Origin of the sequence: Paraburkholderia kirstenboschensis, assembly GCF_032806925.1 — a bacterium.
Classification (GTDB): Bacteria; Pseudomonadota; Gammaproteobacteria; order Burkholderiales; family Burkholderiaceae; genus Paraburkholderia; species Paraburkholderia kirstenboschensis.
Map to the genome: position 1 here is coordinate 1,192,731 of NZ_CP136512.1, position 20,439 is coordinate 1,213,169.

Below are 20,439 nucleotides of genomic sequence, written 5' to 3' on the forward strand. Positions count from 1 at the left end.
TCTCATCGAGACGGCGCTCGCCGTGATGACGGCGCAAAAAGCTCCGCAAGTCAGCGGGCATTCGAGCTCTGCAACTTGCGCGAGCAACGGAACAGCCGTTGCCTGCAAACAGAGAAGTGAAAACCCACCGCTTTGGGGCCGTGCCATGGTGACGGTATTACTGGTCGACGACGACATCAACCTGCTTCGGGCGCTTGAGGTTTTGATTTGCGGCGAAGGCTATGAGGTTACGACTGCATCGAACGGGCATGAAGCACTGCGGGCAGCACGCCGAAGGCGTCCCGACATTGTGGTGTCCGATTTCATGATGCCCGTCATGGACGGTCCCGCCCTCATAAGCGCGCTCGCGGCTGAGCCTGACTTCGCAACTATTCCTGTGCTGCTCAACTCAGCAGTGGCGAAACCGCAGCCTCACCTGCAAGTGGCGGCGTTTCTCCGAAAGCCGGTCGCAGCCTCGCGGCTGCTGGAACTGCTTGAGTTGCACAGTCCGCAGGTCACAGTGGGGTCGTCGCCTTGACCGGTCACGTCGATACGCCAGCAATGGAAAGGCATATCTCACTCGTGAAGCATTGCCTGACGCTGAGTGTCTCAGGGTGCGCTTCGCTCATCTGGCCACAGCAGGTCCAAAATGAAACTAGATGCCGCGATGTTTGTGCGACTGCGTCGTCTCGCTCCGCTTCTCGATGACGTGCTCAACGCAGGAGAGGTCGAGCACGCAGGCCAGGCGGCGGGCCTTGCGTCACTTGCGCAGCTATGTTCAGAACTGTTCGATGCGTACCATTGTCAACACCCGCGCGAGATTGCGCAAGCGCGACTCGACGCTTTCGAGTCACAGTGATGCACTAGCTCTGAACCGACCCGTGGCTCCAGGTACTCGACGTCAGGTCCCTGCTGAACTAGCTCCCGTGTTTGCGGTCGACAATTACGCTCGCCCGGACTGTCCCTCTGTGCAACGTCCCGAGGGCAAGCAGATGAGTAAGCACATCGCGATATGGGACTTCCCTGGGAGAGTCAGCCACGGCCTGGAAGGGTGTGGCTGCAGGTCAGGTGCATATTTTGAGGGCAGGCGCGCCGAAGCCCGGGCCTGCGATATCTTGAGGTCGGAGTCGACGTTAGCCGAGTGGACTATGCCTGTGATGTCGTTCTCTACTCCGAATTCGCGTCAATGGATGCATGAGCAGTATGCCCCATCCAGTACACCTACGGACCAGAAGAAAATTGCAAGGTGTCAGCATCGCGCGTCATAGCTATGGAAGGATATTCACCCCATCATGTCTAGCAAATCGCGAACCCGAAACGACACCCGAACTGCCATATCACCGCTGCTCCGAGCGCTTACGTTCAGTCGGGTTGCACACGAGCCCGTAACGCAAACAATGCTTTTACAGTGCTACACAGGGTTGGACGCGTTCCGGCGAGGTCATGGCTCGCGCGCGCTGTTTACGACTTTGGGCCGACGATTACTCGTTGCCGAAGAGCTGGGTCGGCTCGGATACCATCGAGACGAAATTGAGTACATACAATGGGCGCACGCGGCGATGCTGCATATCGACGCTACGGAGAAAGAAGGCGGCGTATGGCTAATGAGTGATGTCGACTATGCACGGTTATGCCGGGCGTTCGAAACCTTTGGCCGCCAGTTGTCAGTGGCATCGCTTGGTGGCATCGCCAAGGCCGAAGCGAGAATGGTGGGCGGCCTGCTCAAAGCTGAACGAACTCTCGCCCTCGCAGAAGCGCCGGCGTAGCGGCCAAGGTCTCCTCGGCAGACTCACATCTGGTAGCGATGCAATAGCGAAATAGAGCCGTCAGCGCCACGCATTAGCTGCGGACAAATGCTTTTCACGATGAAATGCAGGCCCATTCCAAGGCTGGTTGCCGTCGCGCGTGTATGGTGCGCGCGAGAGCTTGACCGCACATACTCACATAGCAGTCCGACGGATTCGAAACCGGTCACTACGTTAAAACGCGACGAGCGTTTCAATCGTGCCTTTCTGCTTCAGGTCTTGACTCTGACGTGCGGGGTCGGCCACATGGACGGTACAAGCGTCGTCCGTGTGCCGCATCATCACCGCCGCCCAACGGTTCACCCACAGACCAAATACGGGCCAATTCCGTGGGCCTTTCGGGCTTGCGGGAGCCATACATTTGAAACGCTGTATGACGACACGATTGCTTCGTTCTGTAGATGCGACGATTTTGTTTACTGCCCCATTGGCGGTTACAGGTCCGTAACTCGGCCGGGCAGATGTGCTCGTAAAGTGGGAGCATCAAATCGAGCAATGAGGCGACGAAATGATGTTCAAACACCTGACGTTTTCGCTAGGGCTCGGCGCAATCGCGCTGACTCTTTCGGGCGCAGCGATGGCCCAAGTCCATCTCGGAGTAAATATCGGGCTTCCGGCGCCCGTGTATGTGACGCCAGCGCCTGTATATGCGCCACCGCCGCCCGCCTACGCACCAGCGTCAGTCATCGCGGGCCTTGGGCTCTTCATCGGCTGGCATGGTGACCGGTATTGGGACGGACACCGCTATTGGAGCAGGCGCGACTGGTATTCGCGCGGACATGACGACTATCGCCGCTGGTAGCGAACATGAAACCAATGGCACTGCTGCTGGTCGGCATTGTTGTCTCATCGATGGCCGCACCAGTTTTTTCGCAACAAAGGCCGCAGCAAAGGAATTGGCGGCCGGACCGGCCGGTCACGGTCGAGGCCTGGCAACAGGGCGAGCGCGTCCGCAATTGCACGCCGCAACGTTCGCACGCGGCCTGAATTGCCAAGCATCCAATAGGAAATTGGTGCGATGAACGCCTCACCGTGTCCGGTTCAAGGTAATCCGACGCCGGAGTCGTGCAAGGCGTCCGCTGCTCTCGTCCGTGCTTCAAACCCGTTCGCATAACGTCCATTGCGGCTGCAAGACCCTCGAAGCAGCAGCTTCGAGGGTTGAATAGGTATCAGCTTGCCTCGCCCGGTCGCACGTCAAACCAGGCCGCGCGATGCGGCATTACGTCGCGGTTCGTATTCAGTTGGCAGAACGTCGGGCGCCGTTCGGCCGTTGACGCACAGAGCAAAGACGTGGCGATTCCACGGACCTTATGACCTGCAAGACCCATACATTTGAAACGCTATGTGACGGCTCGTTGCTTCGTTGCCTGGGACGCGGGCGATTTTGATTACTGCCCTGGCCCTGGTTACAAGGGCGTAACTGCTTTTTAAGCGAGTCTTAACTCTTGCACGCCATCGTTGCCAGGACTCACAACCCAAAGCTTCTCTTTTGCCGCCGGCGCATGAGCAGCGTCTTTGCCCGGCAATTAGCGCTACGGCGGCGGCACCAAAATAGCTACGAAAGGAGATTCAAGCCACCATGTCTATCAAATCGCAAACCCGAACACGTACCCGACAGGCCCACTCGCAGCAAGCATTCTTTCGATGGTTTCGGCTGCCGCAACGATTCCCGCGGCTCTCCGCACCCGCGACGTGTCTCGCCGTCAGCTTCGGGAGAGCTTCGTGCGTAAGTTAATTGCGTTGCTCGCGGTGACAGCGAGCGTGGCTGGTTGCGCCGTAGCACCAGGATATGGAGATGCACAGCCATACGGAGAAGCGCAGCCATACAATTCGGTCTACGGCTATCCTTTCTACGGGCCGGGGTACGGGACCTGCAGTATTTGGGGCGATTGCGGCACCTGGGGCGGCTGGTACGGCTATCACTGGTACCGCTATCACTGGCACGGGTACCGTTGGCACGGCGGATGGCATGGTGTGCACGGTGGCTGGCATGGTGGACATGGCGGTGGGGGAGGACATGGGGGCGGAGGCGGGCATGGCGGCCGCTGAAACGTTTCCCTGCTCTGACTCCATACGCCCGCTCATGTTTCGCTTTGAATCAGAATCATCCGGCGCCCAGCACGCGCAAAACAGCATTTCCTTCCGCTGTAAGGGCGAACGTGGGCTTCGCCTTGTTCTGATTCAACGAGTTGGACCAGCCCGACTTCCTGAAGCGCCCCTACGTCCGGCGTCGCAGCCATCACCTCGACAGGTGCATTAAGTAGCAGCAGGAGCGTCGCGATTTCATGTGCAGTCAGCATCCGACGCAGCCTGAGTCCAATGGGTGCCGGCGCTCCGTCAGGGCGCCTCGGTTTCACAACCAGAGCCATACCTACCTACTTTGTATTTACGAGTTCAAGTTACGCAGTCCGCCCGAGCGGTCCGATACCAGCCACGCAATGTAGGCGACCAAAAAACCGACGGCTGAAGCTGCAGGCATTTGTCATGTAACGGTTTGTTAGCCGCGCGCCGAGTCACTCGCAATTCCAAATCACAGCTCGGTCTGCGATGGCTCTATCAGGGCGAGCAACCCGGGTCTGTCGGCTGCCGATGCGTTTGCTTCGAAGGGTGCGTCCGGGAGTCGCAGTCACAACGTCGGCATTCAATTGTCCGGTCAGGTCAAATCCTTCACGACCAAAGCAGTAGCACCTAGATGTGGCGGCTGTCATTTTTAACCCCTTGAGCGCTTATTGCCAGCAGATGCATCAGCAGGTGTGTGTACTGCAGTACCCTTGCCAGCACCCCGGCCAGAATGCGCAGATAGCGCAGGCGCGACTCGAAGCCAATTGACTCGCGGTAGCGCGCGAACTCCGGACTGGCGGCGGGTTCAGGTAGGGTCAGACGTCGCGCTAGACGATTTCCGGACCGGTTACGCCAACCTTGCGTACATTAGCGCTTTCCCATCAGTACCCTAAAGATTGACAAGTCCTTCGTCGGCGATATCGAAGAAGACGAAGACATCCGGGCACTCACCCAAGCTGTCCGATGCCCGCAGCCGCTGCGCTTCCGCCAAGCATGGCGCTCGGCCACGCCCAGAAGACTGGCATCGTTGCGAGTACGCCCGCCGTGCCGAGCGTGAGGGCAATCATCGCAAGTTCAACATTCGAACCAGAGACCGTTGCAAGCAGGGGACCCACGCTTGCCATGAGGCCGGCGGCCCCAAAATGCCAGCGACGCTCACGCAGCCTGTCTGCACTTCGTGCAATCAGAAGCATGACAACAATCGCGCATCCGTAAGGAATGGCGGTCAGCATGCCAACATCGAGCACATCCTTCACTCCGGCAGCCTTGATGAGTGTCGGCAAATAGAAGCCCCCGCCATAGAGACCCATCATGCAGCAGCAGTAGATGGCGGCCATGAACCACACTCGGCCGTTGCCGAGGACACTTCCTATCGTGGCGTGCCGCTTTCCAGCACCGTCCTGCGCAATCTTCTCAAGAAGTTTCTTCTCGGGCTCCGTGAGCCACTTTGCGGCGCGAATCCCTTTCGGCAGATAGATGAGCTTGATGACGCCAAGGACGATGGAGCGGATGGCTTCCAGCAGGAATAGCCACTGCCAGTTTGCGAGGCCGTGCACGCCATTAAATGCCCGAATAATCCAGCCCGACAGCGTGCCGCCGATGACCCCTGCAACGGGGATGCCCATCATGAAAAGCGCGTTGACACGACTACGGCGCTCGGCCGGATACCAGTACGTCAGGTAGAGAACGATACCGGGGAAAAGCCGACTTCGGCAATGCCAAGTAGAAAGCGCAATATATAAAACCAGGACTTGAAAGCAGGTTCAGGTCAGCGTCAAACTGGCTGAGAATATGCTTGCCCGACATTTTCGTTCCTCACCCGAAGTGGCCTGTGACGTATCCCTCAGTTAGCCGATGCAATGTGCGACTGTGACCCATACCCATCACCCGCGGAGAGCGGATGCAAACCATTGAGACCATTGATGGTGTCGACATCGACGTCGACGCCTGGCCGCATCCAGCTGCACCTCGTCCAGCCAGTCTTTGCGCACCCAGACGCATGGTACATCCGCGGTACATGACTCGCCGGGGCAGTTACGCAACGCCCTGGTCCGGAAATCGCCCCGATAGAATCTGGTATGGTTCGGGCTTGCCAAGCAGGTATCCCTGAATTTCATCGCATTTCGCTGACCGCAAGATGTCCAACTGAGCTTCCGTCTCTACTCCTTCAGCAACGACGACTATGTTCAGTTTATGCGCCAGCTCGATGACGGCATGGACTACAGCGTTGGCTGCGTGGTCGGTAGCGACGTCATCCACAAGCGACTTGTCCAGCTTCAGGATATCCGGCCGGAACCTGGTTACGTAGCTCAAGCTTGAATAACCCGTGCCAAAGTCATCAATAGCGATGCGCACGTTCAGGAGCCGGAGCTGCGCGAGGATTTTTTGCGCGCGTTCAAGACTCTGCATTATTGTAGATTCAGTGATTTCGACAACAAGTTGCGAGCCATTCATGTGATGCTTTTCCAGAGCGCGCCGGATGGCACTGACAAGGCCGGTATCGTGAAACTGTCTGGCTGAAACGTTAATCGACAGACAGATGTCATGTGCACCTGTCTTGCGAAACGCGGATAACGCGCCGATAGCCTCCTGGACCACCCAATATCCGACATGGATGATAAAGCCGGTCTCTTCCAGAAGCGGAATAAACGCTCCAGGAGACACCTGGCCCCGCTTCGGGTGGTTCCAGCGGAGGAGGGCTTCCATGCCAGTCAGCCGTCCTGACCTGGCGCAAAACTGGGGCTGGTAGAAAAGCACAAACTGGTTATGCCGCACCGCTTCGCGCAACTCTCCTTCCAGTTGCAGGCGGTCACGTTCACGTTGTTCTCCCGCCCCGAATAGCCGATACCTGTCACGCCCGGCGCGCTTCGCCCCCTGCATCGCAAGGTCCGCACTGGTGTAGAGCGCTTCCGGCGAATCTCCATGTTCCGGAAAAAGCGCCGCTCCAACCGAAACGGTTACAGAAACAGTCTGGCCCGCAGCGGGCAACGGCCGGCGGGCGCGAGCAAGGAGACGCTGGCACAGTCGCTCAATCTCCTCGCGGTCGTTCTCTTCCGGCACGATAACCGCGAATTCGTCAGAGCCACCTGGACGCGATATCACCGCATTCTCCGGGACAGTGTCTCGGATACTTCTGGCGAGTTCCTTGATTACGCTGTCGCCGGTGGAGTGACCAGCCGCGTCGTTGAGCACTTTAAAGCGGTCCAAATCGATGTGCAACAGTGCGAAGGGCGATGCACCTTGGCAATGCTTAGATAGGGCCTTCAACATCGCGCGGCGATTAAGCAGGCCGGTCAGCCCGTCGCATCGCGCCAATATCTCGAGCTGCTGCTGACGCGTCCGCTCTTCAGGCCGTAACAGCCCACGCGTCACTTCTTCCGTCGTATGAGCAGTGCGCCTGCACTGTTGCAGCCGCACCGCCAGGTAGCCGCCGGCGAAAACGCCCAAGGACGAAAACCCCACAACCACGGCAGGTCCCGTCCCAAGCGCCACGGCGACGCACGAGGCGGCACACGCGGCCGATGCCCCTAATGCAGCGAGCATATCCACGTTCCGCATCCACCTGCTTGACCTGGGCACGCGAGTCAATCTCTCAATCAGGTCCTTTAAAACGCCACGCCTTAGATGTTGCACTCGAGTTATCTCGCCTTGCAGCCGCCCGGTTGTGCCCCGACAATTACAGGCAGCCAGCTCACATTTGCTTGCCAAGATTGGAATCTCGCCGGAAGCCAACACTGCCTCCCTTCATCTGGCCCTCACAAACGTTTACGACGGCTCGCAGATTAACTTTAACCCTTGCTCATTTCGGGCGATATGCGACGCATCGCCAGCCCGAGCACAAGCCGGGAAGCGCTTGCGATTTGCAACCGTTCCGAACCGGATGACGCCATCCCCAAAAGCGCTCGCGGTCGTTCGTCTGAGTAGCGACACCGACAAGGACTTTTTGGCTCACATGATTCCGCATCATCGGGGCGCCACGGATATGGCGAAGGTGCAGCTAAAGTACGGCAGGGACCCCGACATGAAGCGTCTGCGAGGAAAATCATCAAGGCGCAAAATGACGAAATTGCATGGATGAACAAGTGGCAGGCGAAAAACGCCGGCAAATGACGTTGTAGTGCGATGGACTGCACACCCGCAGTGCGTGCAGCAGATGACTCGCTGGAGTGGCAATGGACGACCGCGCTCGTCGCAAGGACAAACGTGAAACGCTGACGGAGCGAACGACATCGGCGATGCGGGAGCGGCTCGAAGGTCGAGGCGCCCGGGTGTTCCTGCCATTTTTCGGCCCGGCGGTGGTCGTCTCAATCGCCTACATGGACCCGGGGAACTTCGCGACGAACATTCAGGCTGGCGCGAAGTACGGCTATACGCTCCTCTGGGTCGTGCTGTTGGCGAATCTGATAGCCATGCTGTTTCAGGCGCTTTCAGCGAAGCTGGGGATAGTTACCGGACGAAACCTCGCTGAGCTCTGCCGCGAACACTTCCCGAAGCCCCTCGTCCTTCTCATGTGGGGCGTGAGCGAGGTGGCCGCGATGGCCACGGATTTGGCCGAGTTTCTGGGCGGAGCAATCGGACTGTCCCTGCTGTTCCACATGCCGTTGTTTGTCAGCATGGTTGTCACCGCTCTCGTGACCTATGCGCTTCTGTTGTTTGAGCGTGCCGGTTTCCGTCCACTCGAACTTGCAATTGGGGGACTGGTCGGTGTGATTGGCTTGTCTTACCTTGCCGAACTATCCATCGTGCCAATTGCGTGGCCGGCAGTCTTCGTTCATACGTTCTCACCGCGCCTTCCGGATTCAGAGGCGCTCACTATTGCTGTCGGCATTATTGGCGCGACAGTCATGCCACATGCGCTGTTTCTCCATTCGGGGCTGACTCAAAGTCGCGTGCTCCCAAAGACAGAAGCTGAACGCACCACGCTGCTCGCGTATTCGAACCTCGAGGTCGTCATCGCATTGGCCACCGCAGGTCTTATCAATATGGCCATGGTCATCATGGCTTCCGGCGCATTCCACGAGGGACACCCTGATGTCGCAGAAATCGAGACGGCATACCATACACTGGCACCGCTGCTGGGCATAGGCGCTGCAGGCATTTTTCTCCTTGCCCTAATCGCCTCCGGAATATCAAGTTCGGTCGTGGGCACGATGGCTGGCCAGATGATTATGCAGGGCTTCATTGGCTTTCGTATCCCGCTTTGGGTGCGAAGGGTCGTGACAATGGTGCCCAGTTTTGTCGTTGTTGGTTTCGGGGTGAACGCGACCAATGCGCTCGTCATTAGCCAGGTCGTGTTGAGTCTTGCCTTGCCGTTTCCGATGGTGGCGCTGCTATGGTTCAGTTGTCGACAGGACATCATGGGCGTTCGCAAGAACCGCACGTTCACTACCATATTGGCCACGGTAGCAGCGACTGCGGTCCTGTCGCTCAACGCACTCTTGTTATTACAAACCTTGGCGTAGCGCTTCCGGACCTGTCGCTGCTACTAGCTGATTGACAGACTCACTATTGGACTGAGAGCGCGACGATTTCTTCCTGAGTACGTCCAACACACGCACGCAACGAAGCAACGACGCGACACTCATTCCTCGGGTGACGCCAGCAGCGCCACCGCAACGCCATGACAATCCACCCTGGCCAGTACGGTTGCTCCGAGGCCTGCGCCCCAGTTGTCGTGAGCATTGAGCCTCGTCACTTCCTCGTTGTCGGCTCGCAGGATATTGATTGGCCACGACGGGCGAAACAGCCGTTCGTTCGCGAAGGAACCGACCCAGATTGGAGTGGCTGACGCACTGTTCTCTACTGCGTAGCCACTTGACCAGAAGCGCACCACGTCGGGTTCGTCGCGGATGTTGCCGGGCCGCGTGAAAACCAGCGATGACGGCACACCGTTGTTCAGCTTCCGCAGCACCGGCAGCGCCACGGCCGCGACGTTGGGCGAGGCAAGGGAAAGCAGGCTGCGCGCAGAAAGGTCTGTGCCCTCGACCTACCCCTGAGCGGGAATCGGCCGCTTATTGCATTAAGGTTCGACATCCACTGCAGCGTGAGAGGTTCCTGCCGGTCGCCGCCATATCTGTCCGATAGACGCGTCCCAGTTCAGGAATCGTCAGCACACCGTGAGCCGAACTTACGTTGCCGACGCGCCCGACGACGCGAGACATCTCCGTGCTGAATGCGACGACTTCGCTATCGCCCAGGTGCGCGATGAATAGCAGATGACAGCTGGAGTCGATGCTTTCGTAGTCAAAGCGCGTTGTCCCGCCACCGAGCGGCACATCGACGACCTTCTGCAGAGGTAGACTGGGGCCTTCGACCGCTTGCTCTGTGCCGTTTGTGCGGTTTGAAACAAATGCAAATACGACAATTGCAAGCGCCGCAGCGGCGAAGACCCGGAGCGTCAATAACATGTTCGAGGAAATCACGATGTTGCTCCGGTGCCATCGTTTCTACGACGCCGGCGGCCAGCCGTGCGTTTCGCTCTGACGGTCGCGACACCACGCGTAGAGCGCGTCATACTTGACCATGCCATGCGAAAAGCATCTCATGGTCATCCGCACGTTCGGCGACTACGGCCACCGTTGACTTACTGCAACGCACTTGCAGCGGTGGTGCCTTGCATGAATAGAGCTTCAATTTTGACCGAACCCTGGCCCACGACCGTCCGCACGTCGCTCAATGACGAGAGCGACGACAGTTCGGCTTCGACGGGCCGCGCAATCAGCCCCTCCAGGTCCAGAGAGTCGTAGCTCCGGGCAACTGGGCGACAACGCTCACCTGTGGCATGTTGAACTGCGGCAGGACCTCGGCGTGGATATTGAGGAGCGCATAGATGCTGTAGGCAATCAGCGATGCATACAGCATGACCCAAAGCAGCGGCCGCTTAACGATATCTTTGAGCATCTTCTTGTTGGCAGAGGAGCGTCAGTCGGTGTGCTGGTAACGCGTAGCGAAGTCCTAGTGAAAGAGAAGATACGGGTCTTGCGTCACGACCCGCTCACCTGGCGCGAGTCCTTGCCTGATTGACGTCCAGCCACCGTCGGATAGACCCGGAATCACCTGGCGTCGGCGGCTACCGCTCCTGTCACGCACCAGTAGCCGACTCAGCTTTGAAGTCTGCTGCACGATAATCAGCAGACGGTTGTTCGTGAACTGGACCGCCTATAATCACGAACCATCCGCCGAAATCAATCGACGGGAATATCGGCGACAGAATTCAAAACATATGGCATATCAGAGCATTGAAATTGGTCAACTGCGCGCACAACGGGAAGCATTGAACAAGCAACTGGCCGAAGCCAAGGAACGAGAGACCCGCCTCGTGTTGAACGAAGTCGTGCAAAAGATGCGTGAGTACGGCATCTCCGTCAGCGAGTTGATGGGTCGCATGCCAGGCGCTCAACCAAATGAGCTTGCAGCAAAGTACCGCGACCCTGTAAGCGGCTCAACGTGGAGCGGCCGTGGGCGAGCGCCCGCCTGGATTGCCGGCAAGGACCGCAACGAGTTTCTGGTGGATAAGCGTGCCGCTCCGCACGCTATGGTGCAAGAGGCGCTGTTTTCTGAAGGACATTGAACGAGTCCCTTTGCTCCTCTGTCTCGTCTGGGGTTGTGGCTTCACCGGCCCTTTAGCGTCACCTTGCGAATTGCTTTTCGGCGGGTCGGGCGGCGTCACGTAGCCATGAGAGAAGGCTGCCATTCATCGGATTCACATCGCACCCCTCGGCAGCAGCAGGCCGTATGTCGACGAAACGTGAGGCTCTCAACGCCCGACCCAACGTCGCTGCGAGAACGCTCCGCTTTCTTCGGGTCTCCCAGAACTGGTACAGCTCTGCCGCGTTTTGCACAAACGTGCTTGCCTCTAGCTCGGAAGACGGTAGCAGCGACGCAAGCCAGTCCAGCATTTTCGCGTCGTCGGGCTTGTGCTCTTCGGTCGCGTGCGGCCAGTCGGTGCCCCACACCAGACGTTCTGGAAACCTTTTAGTCAGCGCGAGAATACTCTGCGCCAAGTCTTCGTACGGCGGTTGTTCGGCCTTACTGGTTAGATAGGGCCCGGAAAGCTTGAGCCACACGCGACCGGTTTGCGCGCGATTTCGCAAACCATTGCCGCTTCGGTCAAGCGGCCGACAGACGTCTTTGCCCGATACGGTGGGAAAGAATTCGCGCTGGTTCTGAAAAATACCGACCACGAAGGAGCGCTACTCGTCGGCGAGCGCATCCGGAGGGCTGTTGAAGGCTTGCAAATCAGGCATTTGGCGTGTGGTGCCGGCATTGTCACCGTTAGCTGTGGCGTAGCTGCAAAACAACCGTACGATGGCGGTGACGGCAGCCGTCTGGTTGCAGCTGCAGACCGCGCGCTTTATACCGCCAAGCGTGCTGGACGGAACCGCACGTGCCTGGCGCAGTCCGATGGCGCGTAGAGGGAGGACGGGATGTGACCGAGGTGCGGCCGTTTTCGTGAAGGCCATTACGATTGATGCGGAGTTGGCGATTTGCTCGCCAGTCTGCAGAGCGCCTCTCGAACGGCGGACCGGGCCAGCGCTTTTCGGGATGGTCGATATGGTGAATTCGTCAGAGATGCTTCCGTTGTGGCAGCCCGCGACCGGTGGACTGGCTGGTGGTCAGGCTGACCCAATCGAACATATGAAGGCCGGTCCTCGCTGCGAATGGTACCGTCGCCATCGGCACCATCCGCTGACCGCCCGCTACGACCGCATGATATCCGCCAGGTCATCGAGTGACAGCGGCTTGACAAGACGGCAGTCAAATACGCGTTCGTCAGTCTGCTCGCTACTGGCGACATCGGAAGAGCCGGTCAATGCGACCAGCTTTGTCAGGGAGCACTGGGCACGCAAACGAAGCAGCTGCGCGAGTTCACGGCCATCCATGCCGGGCATCGTGATATCAATCAGGGCGACGTCGGGCGTGAACGAATCCACTATCAAGAGCGCGTCGGGCCCGCTTTGCGCACACTTCACTTCGTGACCTTCCATTGCCAGTAGTATGCCAAGCGCCTCCGTCGCGTCCGCATTGTCGTCCACAACGAGGACGCGAACCGGTGCCATGGTGCGCGGCGTGGTACCGGTCGACTCGCCCGCGCCTTCGCAGACGATGGGCAGTCGTACCGTCACCTCCGTTCCCTGGCCTTCGCCCGGGCTCGCAACGTCGACGGTGCCGTTGTGCGCCGTCACCAGATGTTTCACGACGGCCAGTCCAATTCCGAGTCCCCCTTCTGCATGCGTTCGAGCCGAGGCCGACTGGGCGAACATATCAAAGACGTGCGGTAGCAATGACGCTGAAATGCCTGTGCCATTGTCCTTCACCCTGATGACCGCATTGCGATGCGACGGGCCGCGTGTCGGCTCGGCGCGGAGGTCCGGCGCTTCCACCGGTACGGTGATGTCACCACCGGGCGGCGTATATTTCACCGCATTCGACAACAGGTTCGACACAACCTGCGTAAGACGCACGAGGTCTGCGTGGACGGTCACTGGATACGACGGCAGGATGGCGCGGAGCTGATGCTGACCATCGCTGATGTCAGTCTTCATCGCCTCTACCGCATCGGCGACAATATCCTGAAGTAAGCCGTATGAAGGACGAACAGAAAGCTTGCCATGCCGTATCCGGGAAGCATCCAGCAGGTCGCTTACGAGTCGTTTCAGGAGCCGAAACTGTCTGTCGGCGATAGCCAGGACAGACGTCACCGCCGGGTTGTCGGCAGCCAGTTTTCGTGCCGACATCATGGCGTTGTCAACAGGAGCAAGCGGATTGCGCAGTTCGTGGCTCAGCAATGCAATGAAGTCGTCCTTCCGCGCTTCTGCCAGCGCCAGCGCATTCCTTACCGCCTCCGCTTCTTCTGCACGAGCTTGGGCCTCAGCTTTCGCGCGGGTCATCGTGAGCGCCGCGCAGGTGAAGTTCGCGAGGCTACTCAGGATTCTGCGCCCCTCAGCGTCGAAAAGATGCGCCTCGTCGTGAGACATCACCCACAGGGTGCCCCACGGCTCAGGTTCACCCGGAATCGGTACGACCAGTTCCTCGACAATCTTGGGGGTGACATGCTCCAGGCATGCGAAGTGGCGCTGAGGAAACGAAAACAATTGTCCCGCAGCTAGTTCGAGCGTAATGCCGCTTGGACTGTCCGCAAGCGGGGTTATGGTGTTCACGGCCGCGGCGCATTCACCCGAAACCGCGACCCAGCGGAAAACTGGGGCGCCGGCGGTATCGCTTTCCAGCAAACCAACACCTGCGCTGCCCGCCTCGCAGAGACGAAGTGCCATATCCGAGAGCGTCTGCAGCACGTCACCGTCAGAGGAGGTCAGTGCGCGTGCCAGGCGATGCAGTGATTCGTTTTCAGCGGCAAAATCGGGCGGACGATGCGGGCGTGCGCCGAGCGCCTCCGTGACCAGGGTGCCCGCGCGCAGTGCGACCTCAGCTGCTGATGACACAGCCGGTGCGGCCATGTAGCCTCCAGGTTGTAATTTCTCTCGTGGGTGTGGGAAAAAATGGCCGTTGAATTTTAGTCCGTGCGTGCATTCCTAGTGGCACAACAGCCATGCCGGCAGCGCCGGCTCTGCAATGATGGTACTCCGAAGCCAGGCCCGCTTGTTGCAGCGGGGGCAACCTCTTACCCTCCGGCTAAGAGAAATGACAATATCTTGGCGACGATACTTCTCGTTGATGGCGACCCCAAGTCTGCGCCCGCTTCCACTACTGGTCGAGTTCGAAGAATATCGCGTGCTCACGGCACAAGACGGCGAGCAGCGCTGGGCACCACCGTCATCCAGCTTCCAAATCCATCGTGACTGACTGGATGATGCCGCGCCTTGATGGGCTGGAGTTGTGCCGACGTCTGAAGTGAGATTGCCACGGCCACCATCCGGGTCGCATGCTGTGGGCGGCGCTGCCGCCAGACACAGGTGAAAATCATGGGATGTGCTACTGCTAAAGCCGGCGCCCATCGGGCTATTGATAGCGGAAAATTCGTCGTCTCCTTCGCGCGCCCGGCTCCCACGTTCCCGACTTTAAATACTAGCTGTAATCGTTAGCTATGTGCCGGACTCGCCTGGTGGAGAGCCTTCAGGCGGATTTACAGAGGCATCCAACAATGTGCTTCGCTTCTCGCCACTGACGCCTATATTCAACGCGCCGCAGGTACTGTGTTTCAGGGGGAAGTAGTGTTTAGTCAAGACGAAGCCCGCCGTCCGCGACCACTCCACCTCGGGCCAGCTTCAGGGACACGATACTTTCGTGGCCTCGTCATAGGACGCCGCGATGTGGCCTCAATGCGGCTGGTACGCATGCAGCCTCGCTTTGCCGCCTACAGGTAGAATTGCCGGCAGAATCCGCTGTTACAAAACCATTCTGGGGGCAGTTGTGGATATCGTCGAAAACGCATCCGGCGGCGCATCGGTTAAGAAGGCGGGCAGGATTGAACCCGGAATGCTCGCATTCCGCAAGCCGGGCTCCGAACGGTGGCTACCACTGGACGAGCGAGCGATGAAGTCGTGTCGTAGCGAGGTAGGAGGAGCTCTAAGTGCCGAGGAGCAGGACGCTCTGAGCAGAAACCGAACACAACTCGCCGATGCGCTGACGAGCGGATTGCAGATGCCCAATCCCATTGTCCTTGCCGGAAGTGGCACCTCCCTCAGGGGGGGTGTAAATGGCCCCAGCATGGGCGACCTGTGGGTTGCGACAATGTGCAAGCAAAGCAGCCAACAAATTGAACTGACCGCAGAAGCCAATGCTATCTGCGAAAAGGTGGGTTTTGCTTTTGACAACGCGAACATTGAGCATTTCCTATCGCGCTGTGACGCCTACCTCAGCATTTACGATGACGAGCAGGTTAGCAATTTTATAGTGCGCTGCAAGGCCACCATATTAAGGATGTGCTCGGAGTTCGTTGAAAAGGCGAATCTGAGTGGTCACGAAGTTTTCCTGCAAAAAATTGCTCGCAGAAGAACCAGAGATGCGCGTCTAAAAATTTTCACAACCAACTACGACCTCTGTTTCGAAGTGGCAGCGTCGAATCTAGGAATGATGGTTGTTGATGGGTTCTCTTACGGACGTCATCGAAGATTTGACCCAAGCTATTTTCAATACGACTTTGTCCGACGCAGTGACGAATCACAGGAATTTCTAGAAGGTGTAATTCATCTTGCTAAGCTGCATGGCTCGGTCAGTTGGGAACGAGATTCAAAGGGCGACGTGCATGAAAAACCTGCGCCTGACCCGGCGCATGCGTGCTTGATTTATCCGACCAAGGGCAAGTACCAGCAGGCCTTCGTCCAGCCTCATCTCGAACTTCTGTCAAGGTTCCTCGACAGCCTGAGGAAGCCAAACACCTGCGTCGTAATTTCTGGTTTCGGATTCAACGATGACCATTTATCTGAACCGCTCGTCTCAGCCATCAAGAGTAACCCCAGTCTGAAAGTATTCGTCGCTGACTTTTGCGCGGTTGACCACACCGACAGCGACTACATGCGCGAAAACTATTGGCACGAGCTGTCCGACCTCGCCAAGAAGGGTCTGCCCGTCTACTTCATCAATGCCTCGTTCCAAGATTTTGCGGGACTCATTCCCGACCTGAAAGCGCTCACGCCGGCCGAACAGATGGCTAACGCTGTACGCCGAGTGCGAGGCTGAGTATGACTAGGGCGTACGACCAACTATGTTCAACCGGGCTGCTTTGGCCGGACCTGCACCTAGGCGTTGTAGTTTCCGTCTCGGCACAAGGTGTTAAGCTAAACCTCAGCAACGCGGGTGATACGAGCGGAGCTTACTTCGGAGCGTCGCGTTACGGCCGAGGCGAGGTCGGAGAACTCGTACTCATTGAGGGGCAACAAAGGATTTTGTTGGGTAGGGTCATGGAAGTCCGTCTACCGGAGCGTGACCGCAGCGAGGTGACCCAAGACTACTCGGGGGCACGCGGCTTGGACGCAGTCGGGCATATCCAACTGCTTGGTTCGATACGTCCTCACGACCTTCGGGTAGAGTCTGGCGTCGACGCGTACCCTCGACTAGGAGACCGGGCATACTCTGCGCCAGGAGAATTCATATCGCTATTGCCAGAACTGACCAGCAAAAATCCTGGCGTTCAGAGCCGCGTGCTTCTGGAGTTGGGCACCTCGACCTCGGATGGTGAGCATCCCGTCCGCGTGACTCCAGAAGTGCTGTTCGGACGACACTGTGCTGTTCTTGGCGCGACCGGTGGAGGAAAGAGTTGGACAACAGCGCGCCTGCTCGAAGAGTGTCTGCGATTCGACTCGAAAGTCATTCTTCTGGACGCTACGGGCGAATACCGAGACATAGCAGATGCAAACGCCGCTCATATCCACCTCGGCAGTCCGCGAGTAACGAGCGCTGGTTCATCCCCCGTTTGGCTGCCGGCAGAGAATTTCACGGAGTCAGACTTCCTTGCGCTATTCGAGCCCTCAGGGAAAGTACAGGGACCTAAGCTCAAAGAGGCGATTCGTAGTCTTCGGCTTGCCAAGCTCGAGCCTGAGACGTTCTCCAAGGGCTTTATCGAGAAAATTGGTCAAGCAAAGGCTAGCTATGGCGCCGCGCTCTCGGCTGGCGCAAACGCTGAAAAACTGGATGACCCGCGACAGCCGTTCGACGTGCGCCTCCTGCCCGAACAATTGGAACAGGAATGCGTCTATCCAGAAGCCTTCGGCAGGGGGCCCGGCGTCAAGGACCCGACTAGGTGGGGCGGAGAAAGTGGCGAGTTCTCGTTTTGCATTCCTTTGACCACGCGAATTCGTGCCGTCTTAGGTTCGCCGTCCCTGTCGTGTGTCTTCAATAGAAAATTCGCGACGTCATCGGTGCTCGATGAGATTGAGTCGTTTCTCAGCGGGCCGTCACGCCTCTTGCGCATCGATTTAAGTGATGTCGGCTTTGAATTTTACGCGCGCGAGGTCGTCGCGAACGCCATTGGCCGTCAGATTCTCGGCCTTGCTCGCAGCGGCGCTTTCTACCGGAAGCCGACTGTTGCTTTCGTCGACGAGGCTCACAACTTTCTTGGAAAGAGGGTCGGTTCTGACGATTTCGCTGCAAAACTTGACGCTTTCGAGCTTGTCGCAAAAGAGGGGCGAAAGTATGGGTTGAATATCTGCCTTGCGACGCAGCGGCCACGCGATATTACCGAGGGAGTCCTTAGCCAGATGGGCACGCTCATTGTTCATCGGTTAACTAACGACCGTGACCGGGAGGTTGTGGAACGTGCGTGCGGTGAAATTGACAAGTCGTCGTCTGCGTTCTTGCCTAGCCTGAAACAGGGAGAGGCAGTGCTTATCGGTGTCGACTTCCCAATCCCAATCACGATTCAGGTAGCTCCACCTACCGCAAAACCAAAGTCAGACGGCGGCCAGTTCCAAAGCGCTTGGTAATCGTGTCAGCGACGACACGTCGATGGCCGCAGCGTCTCTCGATAGCGTCGGCCGCCGACGTGCATCAGCCCCACCTTCCATGGGAAACTTACGGATTCAATGGGTTGGCACGGTTCATCGTTGCCACCCGGCCCGTCAGAACGGGATGTCATCATCACTTGGTGCCGAGTCTCTTGGCTGCATCGCGACCGGTTCTGCGCTACCAACCCCTGCTCCACTAAGCGCTTGCTCGAGAGCCGTCTCAACCGCATCAATGCGCTCCTTGCACACCTTATACGCGGCAACCGACTCCGTGACGATAGTCAGCAGGTCGTCGATGTTTGGTTCCTGTTGATTCCGCAGAGTTTCGGCGTGCTTTTGCAGCACCCCATATGCCTGCTTGAAGGATTTTTCACTCATCTATTCGCAATCCTTATTTTATCCGGACGGCTACACGGCCGTCCCTAAACTCGATTTCCAGCCCATCACCCGATTTTGCATCGGTAGCAGACGTAACAGGCTTACCCTCCTCATCTCGCACAATGGCAAAACCGCGCCCCAACGTTTTCTCAGGTCCCTGCCCGGCCACTTCACGAAACAGCGACATCGCGGCCATTCGCGCGCCAGTAACTATTTGTCGTGCTGACAGCGTGACATCTTGCAAGCCTTGCTCAACAGATTCCCGGCCTCTACAAACATCCAACAATGTCCGGTCATGAATTGCCTCAAGCCGGGTCGTCGTGACTGCCCGTGCCATTCTCACAACGTTGCTGGCCTCTGCCTTCATTTCTGAGAACGTGCCTGGCACGTCGCGCTTTGCCATCGCCAGCAACTGGTAGGCGTCATGCCGAACATCCGTCACCAGTTTTCTGGCATCGTCTTTTGCGTCATGAACCGTGCTGGTTGCCCCGAGTTGAAGCTCACCCATCAATTCGGACGCGGTCTGTTTCGCAGTCGCAATCTGCCTGAATGCACCGGACTGTATGGCTGTGAAGTCTTTATCGAGTACAGCTCTTGAGGCATTTGCAACTCTTGTTGCCTGCGTAGTCAACAGTTCAAAATTCGCTTTGGCTTCCTCAACCCGCTTTTTGATAACCTGCTCTATGCCCGCAGCCACCTTGCTGGGCGTGTCGAACCGGATATTTGCCACCTCATCGAGAATGGTGCTGTCACGCTCATGCCCAACCCCAGTCAGGACAGGAATTTTCAGGCTGCAAATGGTCTTGGCCAACTCATAGTCGTTCAGCCAAGCCAGGTCATTGACGGCTCCGCCACCTCGGATGATTGCCACAGCATCGGGACCTGGATTACCCGAGCTGTTCCAGTTCTTCAGTGCATCTAGCAGTGCAACCCGTATTTCCAGAGCGGCCCCTTCTCCCTGGAAGCGACTAGAGGCGTAGATAAACCGACAGATACCGAAGCGCTCAAGGCGATTGGCTTCGGCCTGGAAGTCTCCCAGCCCGGCAGCCCCCTTCGGAGCAACGACAAGAACAGCGTTGAAATCCCACGGCACAGGCAGCTTTTTGTTGGCGTCGAATATTCCTTCTTGCTGAAGCCGCGTTCGAATTTCCCTCTTTCTGGCCTCGAGGTCGCCCAGCGTGTACTCGGGGTCGATGGCATCAATCTCGATACTGAAGCCGTACTGCGGCTTAAAGACCGGCTTTGCCCTAACCAGAAGTTTGATGCCGGAAGCGATGCTGGCACCTGTGGCTCGTTCGAACTCAGGGAGAATTTTGTTGGCGACATTGGCCCAGATGGTCGCTCTGGCTGATGCTAATACACTGCCCTCAGGCGTGCGCTCAGAAAGCTCAAGATAGACGTGGCCGTTTTTGGTTCGGGCCTCAACAACTTCCACGATGGTCCAGACGCCGGACTTGAATGCCTGAGCAACCGCTTGCGCGACGCCAGCAAGTAGCTGCGAAAGCGTGACGCCCTTCTTCGGTAACGCGACTTCCCGGCCAGCAACCTCGACGGCAGGCGTCAGCTCAGACGAAGGGACGGAAACAGGACTTGCGGACCTCAATGACGCAGGCAACCAGGCACTGAACAGCGCAACTTCCGTACCCTCGGGTACATACCACTTGCGAGCACCCGCATCCCATCTGGCGCCAAGCGCCTTGGCTTCGTCTTTCTCTTTGAAAGGAACGTCTAGATAGGTTGTCACAAGATTACGGAAAATGCTTTATAAGTTTCGTCGAAAATACGTTTCAGCGCCGAATTATCCTTAATCTTAC

At 57.9% G+C, this 20,439-nt stretch carries 19 protein-coding genes and 2 pseudogenes; 10 read left to right on the forward strand and 11 right to left on the reverse strand.

Annotated features, from left to right (window positions below):
- Positions 1-25 precede the first annotated feature (25 nt).
- The 4 genes from RW095_RS14085 (at position 26) to RW095_RS14100 (ending at position 2,771) form a co-directional block, all read left to right on the forward strand.
- The gene (locus tag RW095_RS14085) at positions 26-517 is read left to right on the forward strand and encodes a response regulator (RefSeq protein WP_317019847.1); all 492 of its coding nucleotides are present in this window, start codon (positions 26-28) and stop codon (positions 515-517) included.
- A 754-nt stretch (positions 518-1,271) separates the two neighbouring features.
- Positions 1,272-1,745, forward strand: a complete 474-nt coding sequence (locus tag RW095_RS14090) for a hypothetical protein (protein WP_317019569.1) — start codon at positions 1,272-1,274, stop codon at positions 1,743-1,745.
- A gap of 550 nt (positions 1,746-2,295) precedes the next feature.
- On the forward strand, positions 2,296-2,586 hold the full coding sequence (locus tag RW095_RS14095; protein ID WP_317019848.1) for a hypothetical protein: 291 nt from the start codon (positions 2,296-2,298) through the stop codon (positions 2,584-2,586).
- Between the two features lie 14 nt (positions 2,587-2,600).
- Positions 2,601-2,771, forward strand: a complete 171-nt coding sequence (locus RW095_RS14100) for a hypothetical protein (RefSeq protein ID WP_317019935.1) — start codon at positions 2,601-2,603, stop codon at positions 2,769-2,771.
- 1,094 nt (positions 2,772-3,865) lie between these two features.
- Here the strand turns inward: RW095_RS14100 and RW095_RS14105 are convergent.
- The 3 genes from RW095_RS14105 to RW095_RS14115 form a co-directional block, all read right to left on the reverse strand.
- Complete coding sequence (locus RW095_RS14105) at positions 3,866-4,084, reverse strand: hypothetical protein (protein ID WP_394365134.1); 219 nt, start codon at positions 4,082-4,084, stop codon at positions 3,866-3,868.
- 708 nt (positions 4,085-4,792) lie between these two features.
- The gene (locus RW095_RS14110) at positions 4,793-5,593 is read right to left on the reverse strand and encodes an MFS transporter (protein ID WP_317019849.1); all 801 of its coding nucleotides are present in this window, start codon (positions 5,591-5,593) and stop codon (positions 4,793-4,795) included.
- Positions 5,594-5,879: 286 nt separating this feature from the next.
- Positions 5,880-7,388 carry a putative bifunctional diguanylate cyclase/phosphodiesterase gene (locus RW095_RS14115; protein ID WP_317019850.1) on the reverse strand — a complete coding sequence of 503 codons (1,509 nt, stop codon included), beginning with the start codon at positions 7,386-7,388 and terminating at the stop codon, positions 5,880-5,882.
- Positions 7,389-7,770: 382 nt separating this feature from the next.
- Between RW095_RS14115 and RW095_RS14120 the strand changes: the two are divergent.
- Both RW095_RS14120 and RW095_RS14125 read left to right on the forward strand, forming a co-directional pair.
- Positions 7,771-7,955: pseudogene (locus RW095_RS14120) on the forward strand (DUF305 domain-containing protein); the annotation flags it as partial.
- A gap of 62 nt (positions 7,956-8,017) precedes the next feature.
- Positions 8,018-9,307 (forward strand): Nramp family divalent metal transporter, encoded by a 1,290-nt coding sequence (locus RW095_RS14125; protein WP_317019570.1) that lies wholly within the window; start codon positions 8,018-8,020, stop codon positions 9,305-9,307.
- Between the two features lie 119 nt (positions 9,308-9,426).
- On the opposite strand, the gene RW095_RS14130 is transcribed toward RW095_RS14125, so the two are convergent.
- The 4 genes and pseudogenes from RW095_RS14130 to RW095_RS14145 form a co-directional block, all read right to left on the reverse strand.
- The gene (locus RW095_RS14130; RefSeq protein ID WP_317019571.1) at positions 9,427-9,768 is read right to left on the reverse strand and encodes a hypothetical protein; all 342 of its coding nucleotides are present in this window, start codon (positions 9,766-9,768) and stop codon (positions 9,427-9,429) included.
- An 88-nt stretch (positions 9,769-9,856) separates the two neighbouring features.
- On the reverse strand, positions 9,857-10,267 hold the full coding sequence (locus RW095_RS14135) for a hypothetical protein (RefSeq protein WP_317019572.1): 411 nt from the start codon (positions 10,265-10,267) through the stop codon (positions 9,857-9,859).
- A gap of 24 nt (positions 10,268-10,291) precedes the next feature.
- Positions 10,292-10,400 (reverse strand): annotated as a pseudogene (locus tag RW095_RS14140) (chromate resistance protein ChrB domain-containing protein); the annotation flags it as partial.
- Positions 10,401-10,562: 162 nt separating this feature from the next.
- The gene (locus RW095_RS14145) at positions 10,563-10,745 is read right to left on the reverse strand and encodes a hypothetical protein (RefSeq protein WP_317019573.1); all 183 of its coding nucleotides are present in this window, start codon (positions 10,743-10,745) and stop codon (positions 10,563-10,565) included.
- Between the two features lie 322 nt (positions 10,746-11,067).
- Here RW095_RS14145 and RW095_RS14150 point away from each other — a divergent pair, with 322 nt between their 5' ends.
- Positions 11,068-11,415: an H-NS histone family protein gene (locus RW095_RS14150; protein WP_317019851.1), complete on the forward strand. Its 348-nt coding sequence runs from the start codon at positions 11,068-11,070 to the stop codon at positions 11,413-11,415.
- Between the two features lie 58 nt (positions 11,416-11,473).
- Here the strand turns inward: RW095_RS14150 and RW095_RS14155 are convergent, their stop codons facing one another.
- Positions 11,474-12,028 carry an amidohydrolase family protein gene (locus RW095_RS14155; RefSeq protein ID WP_317019574.1) on the reverse strand — a complete coding sequence of 185 codons (555 nt, stop codon included), beginning with the start codon at positions 12,026-12,028 and terminating at the stop codon, positions 11,474-11,476.
- Here RW095_RS14155 and RW095_RS41440 point away from each other — a divergent pair.
- On the forward strand, positions 11,921-12,259 hold the full coding sequence (locus tag RW095_RS41440) for a diguanylate cyclase (RefSeq protein WP_394365135.1): 339 nt from the start codon (positions 11,921-11,923) through the stop codon (positions 12,257-12,259). The two genes, RW095_RS14155 and RW095_RS41440, sit on opposite strands and share 108 nt — an antisense overlap.
- Before the next feature lie 285 nt (positions 12,260-12,544).
- Here the strand turns inward: RW095_RS41440 and RW095_RS14160 are convergent, their stop codons facing one another.
- Complete coding sequence (locus tag RW095_RS14160; protein WP_317019575.1) at positions 12,545-14,302, reverse strand: hybrid sensor histidine kinase/response regulator; 1,758 nt, start codon at positions 14,300-14,302, stop codon at positions 12,545-12,547.
- Between the two features lie 913 nt (positions 14,303-15,215).
- Between RW095_RS14160 and RW095_RS14165 the strand changes: the two genes are divergently transcribed.
- Both RW095_RS14165 and RW095_RS14170 read left to right on the forward strand, forming a co-directional pair.
- Positions 15,216-16,484: an SIR2 family protein gene (locus tag RW095_RS14165; RefSeq protein ID WP_317019576.1), complete on the forward strand. Its 1,269-nt coding sequence runs from the start codon at positions 15,216-15,218 to the stop codon at positions 16,482-16,484.
- A gap of 419 nt (positions 16,485-16,903) precedes the next feature.
- Positions 16,904-18,226, forward strand: a complete 1,323-nt coding sequence (locus RW095_RS14170) for an ATP-binding protein (protein WP_317019577.1) — start codon at positions 16,904-16,906, stop codon at positions 18,224-18,226.
- 135 nt (positions 18,227-18,361) lie between these two features.
- Here the strand turns inward: RW095_RS14170 and xseB are convergent, their stop codons facing one another.
- Entirely contained in the window at positions 18,362-18,625 is a 264-nt protein-coding gene (xseB, locus tag RW095_RS14175) for an exodeoxyribonuclease VII small subunit (RefSeq protein WP_317019578.1), read from the reverse strand.
- A 13-nt stretch (positions 18,626-18,638) separates the two neighbouring features.
- The gene (xseA, locus tag RW095_RS14180; protein ID WP_317019579.1) at positions 18,639-20,369 is read right to left on the reverse strand and encodes an exodeoxyribonuclease VII large subunit; all 1,731 of its coding nucleotides are present in this window, start codon (positions 20,367-20,369) and stop codon (positions 18,639-18,641) included.
- Positions 20,370-20,439 lie beyond the last annotated feature (70 nt).

What these genes read in the sequence shown, in the direction of transcription:
- RW095_RS14150 (WP_317019851.1), top strand. Translation starts at nt 11,068, where the DNA reads ATGGCATATCAGAGCATTGAAATTGGTCAACTGCGCGCACAACGGGAA.
- RW095_RS14095 (WP_317019848.1), top strand. Translation starts at nt 2,296, where the DNA reads ATGTTCAAACACCTGACGTTTTCGCTAGGGCTCGGCGCAATCGCGCTG.
- RW095_RS14160 (WP_317019575.1), bottom strand. Translation starts at nt 14,302, where the DNA reads ATGGCCGCACCGGCTGTGTCATCAGCAGCTGAGGTCGCACTGCGCGCG.
- xseB (WP_317019578.1), bottom strand. Translation starts at nt 18,625, where the DNA reads ATGAGTGAAAAATCCTTCAAGCAGGCATATGGGGTGCTGCAAAAGCAC.
- RW095_RS14100 (WP_317019935.1), top strand. Translation starts at nt 2,601, where the DNA reads ATGGCACTGCTGCTGGTCGGCATTGTTGTCTCATCGATGGCCGCACCA.
- RW095_RS14115 (WP_317019850.1), bottom strand. Translation starts at nt 7,388, where the DNA reads ATGCTCGCTGCATTAGGGGCATCGGCCGCGTGTGCCGCCTCGTGCGTC.
- RW095_RS14125 (WP_317019570.1), top strand. Translation starts at nt 8,018, where the DNA reads ATGGACGACCGCGCTCGTCGCAAGGACAAACGTGAAACGCTGACGGAG.
- RW095_RS14085 (WP_317019847.1), top strand. Translation starts at nt 26, where the DNA reads ATGACGGCGCAAAAAGCTCCGCAAGTCAGCGGGCATTCGAGCTCTGCA.
- RW095_RS14105 (WP_394365134.1), bottom strand. Translation starts at nt 4,084, where the DNA reads ATGCTGACTGCACATGAAATCGCGACGCTCCTGCTGCTACTTAATGCA.
- RW095_RS14090 (WP_317019569.1), top strand. Translation starts at nt 1,272, where the DNA reads ATGTCTAGCAAATCGCGAACCCGAAACGACACCCGAACTGCCATATCA.
- RW095_RS14145 (WP_317019573.1), bottom strand. Translation starts at nt 10,745, where the DNA reads ATGCTCAAAGATATCGTTAAGCGGCCGCTGCTTTGGGTCATGCTGTAT.